This is a genomic window from Mycolicibacterium arseniciresistens, from assembly GCF_030519285.1.
Taxonomy (GTDB): domain Bacteria; phylum Actinomycetota; class Actinomycetes; order Mycobacteriales; family Mycobacteriaceae; genus Mycobacterium; species Mycobacterium arseniciresistens.
The window spans coordinates 1-9858 of record NZ_JAUMSQ010000241.1; the positions used below are offsets into that span (position 1 = coordinate 1).

Consider the following 9858-nt stretch of genomic DNA (forward strand, 5'->3'; position numbering starts at 1 on the left):
GACGGCGAGTCTGCCGGTGAACTCGGGAACCTCGAGGGGCAGGCCGTCTTTCACCAGGTGACCGGCAGCTCGTAGAGGCCGTAGGCGAGGGCGTCGTGCTTGAACGGCAACTCGTCGAGCGGCACGGCCAGCCGGATCGTCGGGATCCGGCGCAGCAGCGACGGCAGGACGATCTGCAGTTCCATGCGGGCCAGCTGCTGACCGACGCACTGGTGACGGCCGTAGCCGAACCCGACGTGCGGTCCGTTCTGGCGCAGCAGGTCCAGCCGGTCCGGGTCGGGGAACTGGCGGGTGTCCCAGTTGGCGGGGGCGACGTCGAGGATGATGCCCTCGCCGGCCCTGATCGTTTCGCCGTCGACTTCGATGTCCTCGACGGCGATGCGGCGCTGGCCGGTCTGGATGATGCTGCAGTACCGCATGAGTTCTTCGACGGCGGCGGCGACCACCTTGGGGTCGTCGGTGTCACGCAGCAGTGCCTGCTGTTCGGGGTGCTCGAGCAGCGCGACGACGCTGACGCTGAGTTGACCGGCGGTGGTCTCGTGGCCGGCAATGAGCACGCCGGTGGCGAGCTGCGCCGCCTCCTTGACGCTGATCTCCTCGGCCTTGACCCGCTCGGCGAGGTCGGACACCAGGTCCTCGGCGGGATCGGTCACCTTCGTGGCGATCAGGTTCATCAGGTACTTGAACAGCGCGCCTGCGCCTTTCGCGGAGTCCTCGGCGCTGGCGTAGCGGCTCATGCCCCGGTTGGCCTGCTCTTGGAAGAATTCGGCGTCCTCGTACGGCACCCCGAGCATCTCGCTGATCACCAGCGACGGGACCGGCAGCGTGAGCTTGTCGACGATGTCGGCCGGTTGGGGGCCGGCGAGGATGGCGTCGATGTGGTCGTCGGTGATCTTCTGCACCGCGGGCCGCAATGCCTCGACGCGCTTGAAGGTGAACGGCCGCGACAGCATCCGGCGGTAGCGGGTGTGCTCCTCGGCATCGGAGGTGAACACCGAGCGGGGCCGCCGGTCGACCGTCGCCAGCATGCCCTCGTTCCAGTGCGGATAGCCCGGCTTGCGGTCGTCGACGCTGGCGCGCGCGTCGGCGAACAGCGAGCGGATCGCCTCGTAGCCGGTGATCAGCCAGGGCGTGCTGCCGTCCCAGATGCGGACGCGGCTCAGCTGCCGGGTCGCGTTGGCCTGCAGCGCTTCCGGCGGTGGCGCGAACGGGCAGCCAGGCGCGCGGGTCATCGGGAAGTCCGGGACGGTGTCGGCGTCGGGCAACACGTCGGTCATGGGCGATCCTTCGGTTGGGCGATCCGGACGGGTGCCTGCCACAGCCCGGCGATGGCGTCGACGAGGCCCTCCGCCGCGACCGGCCACGGTGATCGCGCCCTTGGGCCGTGTTCGGCCAGCGCACTCTCGTGTTCGGCGCAGGTGTGCATCAACAGGTTGCGGGCCATGACGATCCGTTCGAAGCGGACCCGTCGGGGCAGGTCCGGAAGGCAGCGGGTGATGCCGTCCATCGCCTGCACCAGCAGCGGCGAGCCGAGCGCATCCCTGGTCACCAGCTGGCGGCACTGCGGGTCGGCCATCGCCTGGGCGGCGAAGCGGGCGTACCAACTCGGGCTGCCCAGCGTGTCGAGGTGATCGGTCAGCGGGGTGACCAGTGCGCTGACCCAGTCGCTCAGGTCGGCCGAACCGGCGATCTCGGCGAGCTTGCGGGCGCGCAGCGACTCGATCGGACCGCGGTGCTTGGCCTCGATGGCGCGCAACAGATCGGTGCGCGTGCCGAAGTGGTAGCAGACCGCGGCGTTGTTGCCCTGGCCGGCGGCCTCGCTGATCTGCCGGTTCGAGACGGCGTACATGCCGCGCTCGGCGAACAGGCGCTCGGCGGCGGTGAGGATCAGCTGGCGGGTGCCCGACGAGCGGTCGCTGCTGAGCACTCGCGCGGCGGTCACGGTTCCGAGTGAACTACGTCATCCGACTTAAATCAAGCAGTTTATTTAACTCGCTCGTGCCCATCACGCCGCGAGCGTGCGTGTCGACCAACAGACACGCACGCTCGCGGACGAAGAGAACTCGTAGCGTCAGGCCTGCTTGAGGGCCTCGATCTCCAGGGTGATGGTGATCTTGTCGCCGACGACGGCGCCGCCGGTCTCGAGCGGCATGTCGAGGTCGATGCCGAAGTCCTTGCGGTTCAACACCACCGACGCCTCGAAGCCGGCGACCTCGCCGTGGCCCATGCCCGGGCTGACGCCGTTGAACTCCAGGTCGAGGCTCACCGGCTTGGTGACGCCTTTGAGGGTGAAGTCACCGTCGAGGACGTAGCGGTCGCCGTCGGCGCGCACGCCGGTCGAGGCGAAGGTCGCGGTCGGATAGGTGGCGGCGTCGAAGTAGTCGGCCGACTTCAGGTGTGCGTCGCGCTGCTCGTTGCGGGTGTCGATCGAGTCGACGGCGATCTCGGCGGTGACCGACGGGGTGCCGTCCTCGGCCACGGTGATCGCGCCGCTGAACGTGTCGAAGGTGCCGCGCACCTTGCTGACCATGAGGTGGCGTACCGAGAAGGCGATGGTCGAGTGGACCGGGTCGATGGCCCAGGTGCCGGCGGCGAGTGCGGTGGTTGCAGTGGTCATGGGATTCTCCTGATCCGAGCGTCGGCCCTTCCGACGTCCTTCACCCGTATCAAGCGGACTGCGGTCCGATTCATTCCCGAATGGCGCCGCCGCACCTATTAGATTCATACGCACTGACGCGAGCGTGCGCGTTTGTACGCGCGACGCGGCGTGTCGGCGTGCAGACACGCACGCTCGCGCAAATCAAAAGCGCTCAGGCGGCCAGCGGGGTGTAGGTGGTGGTGCGCTGACGGGCCGGACGGCCGATGCCCTTGGCGATCGCGACGAGTTCCTCGACCGACTTCGCCGACCCGTTCTCCGAACCGGCCATCCGCGAGATGGTCTCCTCCATCAGCGTGCCGCCGAGGTCGTTCGCGCCGCCCTGCAGCATCACCTGGGTGCGTTCGACACCCAGCTTGACCCAGCTCGTCTGGATGTGATTGATGCGGCCGTGCAGCATGATTCGCGCCAGTGCGTGGACGGCGCGGTTGTCGCGGTGCGTCGGCCCCGGCCGGGCGCCGCCCGCCAGGTACAGCGGCGAACTCTGGTGCACGAACGGCAACGGAACGAACTCGGTGAAACCACCGGTGCGATCCTGGATCTCACGCAGCACCCGCAGATGCCCCACCCAGTGCCGCGGCTGGTCGACGTGGCCGTACATCATCGTCGAACTCGACTGCAGACCCACCTCGTGGGCGGTGGAGACGACCTCGATCCACATCGACGTCGGCAGCTTGCCCTTGGTGAGGATCCAGCGGACCTCATCGTCGAGGATCTCCGCGGCGGTACCGGGAATCGACCCGAGACCCGCCTCCCGCAGCGCGATCAGCCACTCCCGGATCGACAACCCGCTCTTGGTGACGCCGTTGGCGATCTCCATCGGGCTGAACGCGTGCACGTGCATCGACGGCACCCGCGCCTTGACCGCGCGGACCAGGTCGGCGTAACCCGTCACCGGCAGTTCGGGGTCGATGCCGCCCTGCATGCACACCTCGGTGGCGCCGGAGACATGAGCCTCCCACGCCCGGTCGGCGACCTCGTCGGTGGACAGCGAGAACGCGTCCGCGTCACCCTTGCGCTGGGCGAAGGCGCAGAACCGGCACCCGGTGTAGCAGATGTTGGTGAAGTTGATGTTGCGGTTGACGACGAAGGTGACGTCGTCGCCCACGGCATCCCGGCGCAGCGAATCCGCCAGCGCGGCAACGGCGTCCAACGCCGGCCCATCGGCCGTCGCCAGCGCGAGATAGGCGTCGTCGGACAGACCCCCCGGGTCGCGTTCGGCGGCGCGCAGCGCGACCAGCACATCGGTGTCGATGCGCTCGGGCGCCCGGGATGCCAGATCGTGCACCTTCTCCCGGATCGACTCCCAGTCGCCGAAGGCGCTGCCGAGGTCGCTGCGCGTCTCGGTGCGTCGCCCCTCGCTGTCGATGGTCTCGTTCAGGTCGATCCGGCCGAGGGACTGCAGCGCCTCGTCGGGTTCCTGCCAGGGCCGCCCCACCGGGTTGACGTCGAGCGCGAGACCGGTGTCGGGGTCGGCCAGTGCGTCGACATGTCCGTGTACCCGCGGGTCGATCCACGCGGCGCCGCCCTGCACGTACTGCGGTTGCGCGGTCAGGCGCTGCGTCAGGTCGTAGCCGGCCTCGGCGGTGATCTCGGCCAGGTCGTCGAGCGCGGGCCACGGCCGCTCGGGGTTGACGTGGTCGGGGGTCAGCGGTGACACGCCGCCCCAGTCGTCGACGCCCGCGCCGATGAGCGCGAGGCACTCCTCGCGCGACACCAGGTTCGGCGGCGCCTGGATGCGCATCTTCGGGCCGAGGACCAGTCTGGTGACCGCGATCGTGGCGAGGAAGTCGTCGATGCCTGCGTCGGGCGTCGCGGCCATCGCGGTGTGGTCCTTGGCCCGGAAGTTCTGCACGATCACTTCCTGGACGTGACCGAACTCCTTGTGCGAGCGCCGGATCGCGTGCATCGTCTCGGCCCGTTCGGTCAGCGTCTCGCCGATGCCCACCAGCAGACCGGTGGTGAACGGGATGGACAACCGGCCCGCGTCGTCCAGCGTGCGCAGCCGGACCGTCGGATCCTTGTCGGGACTGCCGTAGTGGGCCAGCCCCTTGGTCTCGAACAGTCGACGCGACGTCGTCTCGAGCATCATGCCCATGGACGGCGCGACGGGCTTGAGCCGCGAGAGCTCCGACCAGCTCATCACGCCGGGGTTGAGGTGCGGCAGCAGGCCGGTCTCCTCGAGGACCCGGATCGCCATCGCCCGCACGTAGTCCAGGGTGGAGTCATAGCCGCGTTCGTCGAGCCACTGCCGGGCCTCGTCCCAGCGCGCCTCCGGCCGGTCACCGAGCGTGAAAAGCGCCTCTTTGCAGCCGAGTTCGGCGCCACGACGGGCGACTTCGAGGATCTCGTCGGGCTCCATGTACATGCCGTGGCCCTGTTGGCGCAGCTTGCCGGGCACCGTGACGAAGGTGCAGTAGTGACAGGTGTCCCGGCAGAGGTGGGTGACCGGGATGAAGACCTTGCGTGAATAGGTGACGGGCAGCCAGCCGTGGGGCCCGCGCCGCCCGGCGGCCTCGAGACCCGCATCGCGGACGCGGGCCGCACTGGCACAGAGGTCTTGCAGGTCCTCGCCACGGGCGGTCATCGCGATCGCGGCCTCGTCGACGTTGAGGGCGACGCCGTCGCGGGCGCGCCTCAGCACGCGTCTCAATGCTGCGGGAGTTGGCGCTCCGGACTTCGGGGGGACTACCGGGCTGGGCAGATCGGCGCCACGCTGGGGGTTCAGAGCCACTCCGGTGTAACCCCGCCGGTGTCGGAAATCATCCGCGCGTCTCACATCGTGAAACCACTGCTCCTGGCATACCGGCCACAGTAGTCCGCGGGCCCCGCGATGTGACGGCCCGCCGGAGCAAATTGCCGCAGCAACGCTCGCAGTCGCGTATTTTAAGAGATTCGACCGCGAGGAGAAGCCATGTCCGTCTCCGTCCGCTCATATTTGATGGCGGGCGTGGCTGCAGTCGGCGCGGTGACGATCGCGATTCCCTCCCTGCATGTGGCGCCTCCGGACATCGCCGTCGACTCCACGCACGCCCCCACGGCGCCGACGGCGCTGACCGAACTGCTTGAGTCGGCTCAGCGGCAGATGGAGCCGTTCCTGCCGGATCCCCAGCGATCGGGCATGCCGGCTCTGGGGCCCCACAGCGTCGTCATTCCCGGGGCGCTGACCTCGGTTCCCCCGCCGCCCACGCCACCGGCATTGCCGGGTGCCGGCCCCGCACCGCTCAACGCGGCCAGTGATCTGCTGATCTCGTCCTACCAGTTCATTCAGGAGTGGGTCGACTGGGGCGTCGACGTCGCCATCTATGCGACCCAGGTCTTCGGATGGGTACCGTTCGTGCCGCTGGCCGGCGCCCAGATCGACCTGTTCTACAACCAGCTGATCAGGCCGATCGCCGACAACGTCGTCTATGACTTCCTGGCCCCGGTGCTGAACGATCCTCTCAACCTCGGGGTGTGGATCGGCGGCGCCGCGAACGCGATCGGCGACAGCGTCATCGACGCCATCAACTTCGGCATCCAGGAGTTCAATTACTTCTTCGGCTGGGCCATCCCGCCGGTGCCACCGATCGGGCCGTTCGCGGCGGAGGACGGACTCCTCAGGACGGTCGCACTGGAGGACGGCCTGACGGGAGTCGCCGCGGAGGCGCTGCCGCCGGTCGTCGACACACCCAGCGAAGCCGTCGTGGACGAGGCGCCGCTCGAGGAGAAGCCACTGCAGGTCGAGGCTGCTCCGCAGCCCGTGCCCGGCGGCGTCGACGTCCAGCCGGAAGCCGGCGTCGTGGTCGAGCCCGCGCCCGATCTCGTCGATCCCGCGGACGAGGCTCTCGACCCTGCGAGCACACCGGAGATCGTCGAGGATGCCGAGCAGGCCGCCGGCGCCAAGCCGCCCCGGGTGGCCAAGCGCGTGAACGAGCGGCTGCGCAAGGTCGCCGACGACGTCCGCACCGGCGTCCGCGGAGCGGTCAGTGAGGCGACGAAAGCTGCCGACCGTATCCGCAGCTCACTCAAGCCGAAGCGGCGGTCGGCCGAGACCGCGGGCGAACGGTCCGACAACGCGGATCCCGGCGACACCGACAACGGCGACGTCGGATAGCGCGGTTTCAGGAACGCTGGTTGTGGCGCCAGAGCACCCACACCGGCGCGGCGGTTCCGAGGGCGAGGTACACCAGAACGGCGTAGGCCATCACGCCGGGGCCGCCGAACACGATGTCTCCGCCGGGTCCGCCGAGCGTCAGCGCCGCCACGGTCAGTAGCCACGTCCACAGCGGTGTGGCCGCCAATCTGGTCGAGTCGGTCCAGTAGGTGGCCGCCCACACCAGGCCTGCATTGACGACGCCGGCCACGACCGCGCTGATCGGGAACGGTACGACGCCGATACGGAGCGGGAGGAACAGAGCGCCGAGCGCGGCGCAGACGATGCCGTCGACGGCGAGCACGATCAGCACGATGGCCCGCACGACGGGGTCGGACAAGGTGCTGTCCGCGGCAGGAAGCCCGCGGGTCTGCTGCGCGGTCAGGTGGGGATGCTGTCGAGCAATCCGGTCAGCGAACCGACCACCCACTGGAAGTTGTCCAGGCGGTCCTGCCAATGCTGCAGGTTGGGGTCAAGGTCGGGGTCCATGGATGTCCCTTCGACTGTCGCTGATTGACGTGGAGCCTACTCCGTCGGAGTTCGGCTGGGCCAGGGTCAGGCCCGCCAGGAGGTCGGTCTCCCAACCTCGGGCGTCGCGGTCGCCGGACTCCCCCGAGACGAGGACGTAGTGCTCGTGCGCGAGGACCGGCATGGCGAGTGTGTTGGACAACGCGAAGGACTGACCGTTCGGCGCGACGGTGACCTGGGTGGCGTGCGCACGAAGGGCCGCGATCTTGGCGGGGAGTACGTCGGTGGCGTCGACGACGGCGTCGATCCTGTCGTCGGCGTAGCCGAACGGCACCTGGTCGATGCGGGTCCAGTCCGCCGGGACATCGCTCATCGACGCGAGAGCCTGTTCGGCGGCGCTGGTGGCGATGACGGTCCAGTAGAACTTGGGCACCCGCCACGCGGCCGCTTCGACCGCGGCGGTGGTGATCCGGTGGGCCTGGATGTGGTCGGGGTGGCCGTAGCCGCCGTCCGGGTCGTAGGTGACGACGACGTGCGGGCGAAGGTCGTCGATGATCGCGGCCAGTGCGCCGACCGCCTCGTCGTGGTCGGCGTCGACGAAGCGACGGTGCCGCCGCGGCGGGGTGCCCTCCATGCCGGAGTCCCGCCAGTGTCCGGGTCCGCACAGGTAGTGAGGTGATTCCAGTCCGAGTGCGCGCAGCGCGGCGGTCAGTTCGGCGATCCGGTAGCCGCCGAGTTGGTCGGCCTCGTCCACGGTCAGCTGGCGGTACCGTTCGCCGATGACCTCGCCCTCTTCCCCGAGGGTGCAGGTGACGACGTGCACCTGCGCACCACGGCCGACGTAGTGGGCGATCGTCCCGCCGGTGGTGATCGTCTCGTCGTCGGGATGGGCGTGTACGAAGAGCAGGCGCGGCGTCTCGGGCATCGACGCTGACCCTAGTCGCCGGCCGGCCGGCGTCCACCCGCAACCGGCCGCTTCGACGTCTTCGGGCCGGGCGGTGACGTAGGTTCACCAGGTGAGTCGGCGGAGCCTCGAGTTCGGTTGCGCAGTAGTGCTCGTCGGCCTCCTTGCCGGCGTCGCGGGGATGGCGACCACGCTGCTCCTGCATGCCGTCGAACACCTCACCTATCACTACTCGTTCGGGACGCTGCTCGACGGTGTGGACAGCAGCAGCCCGATGCGCCGTGCGCTCGGCCCCATGGTCGGTGGCGCACTCGCCGGATTCGGCTGGTATCTGCTGCGCCGCCGCACCGAGGTGCCGAGTCTGTCCGGCGCCATCGCCGATCACCGGCCGATCCCCCGCATCTCGATGTCGATCGATGCGGCACTGCAGGTCCTCGTGGTGGGGTCGGGCGCGTCGCTCGGCCGCGAGGGGGCGCCGCGCCAGTTCGCGGCCGCGCTGGGTGACGCGGGCACCTCGCGCTGGGCACTGACCCCGCACGACCGTGAGATCCTGCTCTACTGCGCGGCGGGTGCGGGACTCGCCGCGGTCTACAGCGTTCCGCTCGGTGGGGCGTTGTTCGCCACGCAGATCTTGATGCGCACCTGGCACCCACGGGCGCTCGGCACCGCGCTCATCACGTCGAGCCTGGCTGTGGCGGTGGCGTCGCCGGTGACCCACGAGTCGCCGCCGCTCGACTGGCCCGACCCCTCACTGTCCTATCTCCTCATCGCCTTCGCGGTCGTGCTCGCGCCACTCGCCTTCGGCGTCGGGATGGTGTTCAACCGGTTGATGGCCGCGGCACGGCCGGCGGCAGCGGTGAAGTCCTGGATGCTGGTGCCTGCGGTCGCGGCGGTGGGTTTGCTCGTCGGCGTCTGTTCGTTGCACTGGCCCGAACTGCCCGGCAACGGGAAGAGCATCCTGACCGTCAGTCTCGACAGCGGCATGACGCTGGGCGCCGCCGCGGCGATACTGCTTCTCAAACCGCTGCTGACCGCTTCATACCTGCGGGCCGGGGCGGTCGGCGGCCTGCTCACACCGGCGCTCGCCACCGGGGCTGCGATGGGGTCGCTGGTGGCGCTGGCCATCTCCAGCTGGACGGAGCTGGCGGTCAGCGTGCCCGCGATGTCGCTCGCCTGCGCCGCGGGCGTTCTGGCGATCACGCAGCGGGCCCCGATGTGGGCGGCGCTCTTCGTCTGGGAACTGGCCAGGCCGCCGTGGTGGCTGCTCGTCGTCTTCCTGGTGGCCGCCCTCGCCGCGCACGGACTGCGACTCCTGACCGAACGTCGTGCCGGCCCGCCGCGTACTACCGGTTCTTGGTCCAGTTTCCGGCGTCGCCGACGATCCCCACCGGGACCGCGCCGCTCAGGCTGACGTTCTGAACGCTCGGGCCGGCGGCCACGATCGTGGTGTCCTGCAGGATGGGCAGCACCGTCGACATGTTCCACAGCCGTGGTTCGACGGCCTCGATCACCTCGGCGATCGGCTCGGTGCCGTCCAGCGCCGCATCGATCTTCGGTTGCAGACTGCGATCACAGATTCCGGTGATGTTGCTCGGTGCCTGCACCAGCTCGCCGGTCTCGGGATCCGGCGGCGGCGCCGACGGCGTCGCGGTGGCGCTCGGGGGTGGAGGCGGGGGCGGCGCATCGGTTCGAGGC

7 protein-coding genes and 2 pseudogenes are annotated in these 9858 nt (G+C 69.5%); 2 read left to right on the forward strand and 7 right to left on the reverse strand.

Annotated elements, in window-relative coordinates; translation table 11 throughout:
- Positions 1-50: 50 nt before the first annotated feature.
- The 4 genes from Q2100_RS23680 to Q2100_RS23695 form a co-directional block, all read right to left on the reverse strand.
- On the reverse strand, positions 51-1277 hold the full coding sequence (locus Q2100_RS23680; protein WP_302916019.1) for a cytochrome P450: 1227 nt from the start codon (positions 1275-1277) through the stop codon (positions 51-53).
- The gene (locus Q2100_RS23685; RefSeq protein ID WP_302916020.1) at positions 1274-1942 is read right to left on the reverse strand and encodes a TetR/AcrR family transcriptional regulator; all 669 of its coding nucleotides are present in this window, start codon (positions 1940-1942) and stop codon (positions 1274-1276) included. Before Q2100_RS23685 ends, Q2100_RS23680 begins: the two co-directional genes overlap by 4 nt.
- 129 nt (positions 1943-2071) lie before the next feature.
- Positions 2072-2617 (reverse strand): YceI family protein, encoded by a 546-nt coding sequence (locus Q2100_RS23690; RefSeq protein ID WP_302916021.1) that lies wholly within the window; start codon positions 2615-2617, stop codon positions 2072-2074.
- Between the two features lie 193 nt (positions 2618-2810).
- Positions 2811-5390, reverse strand: a complete 2580-nt coding sequence (locus Q2100_RS23695) for a bifunctional FO biosynthesis protein CofGH (protein WP_302916022.1) — start codon at positions 5388-5390, stop codon at positions 2811-2813.
- 180 nt (positions 5391-5570) lie between these two features.
- Here Q2100_RS23695 and Q2100_RS23700 point away from each other — a divergent pair, with 180 nt between their 5' ends.
- Entirely contained in the window at positions 5571-6752 is a 1182-nt protein-coding gene (locus Q2100_RS23700) for a hypothetical protein (protein ID WP_302916023.1), read from the forward strand.
- Between the two features lie 7 nt (positions 6753-6759).
- On the opposite strand, the gene Q2100_RS23705 is transcribed toward Q2100_RS23700, so the two are convergent.
- Together Q2100_RS23705 and mshB are read right to left on the reverse strand one after the other, a co-directional pair.
- Positions 6760-7221: a hypothetical protein gene (locus Q2100_RS23705; protein WP_407667679.1), complete on the reverse strand. Its 462-nt coding sequence runs from the start codon at positions 7219-7221 to the stop codon at positions 6760-6762.
- 120 nt (positions 7222-7341) lie between these two features.
- A pseudogene (gene mshB, locus Q2100_RS23710) lies at positions 7342-8184 on the reverse strand (N-acetyl-1-D-myo-inositol-2-amino-2-deoxy-alpha-D-glucopyranoside deacetylase); the annotation flags it as partial.
- Positions 8185-8275: 91 nt separating this feature from the next.
- On the opposite strand from mshB, the gene Q2100_RS23715 reads away from it, so the two are divergent.
- A complete protein-coding gene (locus Q2100_RS23715) occupies positions 8276-9574 on the forward strand; it encodes a chloride channel protein (RefSeq protein ID WP_302916024.1) in 1299 nt (432 codons plus the stop codon).
- On the opposite strand, the pseudogene Q2100_RS23720 reads toward Q2100_RS23715, so the two are convergent.
- Positions 9507-9858: pseudogene (locus Q2100_RS23720) on the reverse strand (ABC transporter family substrate-binding protein); the annotation flags it as partial. The gene Q2100_RS23715 and the pseudogene Q2100_RS23720 overlap by 68 nt on opposite strands.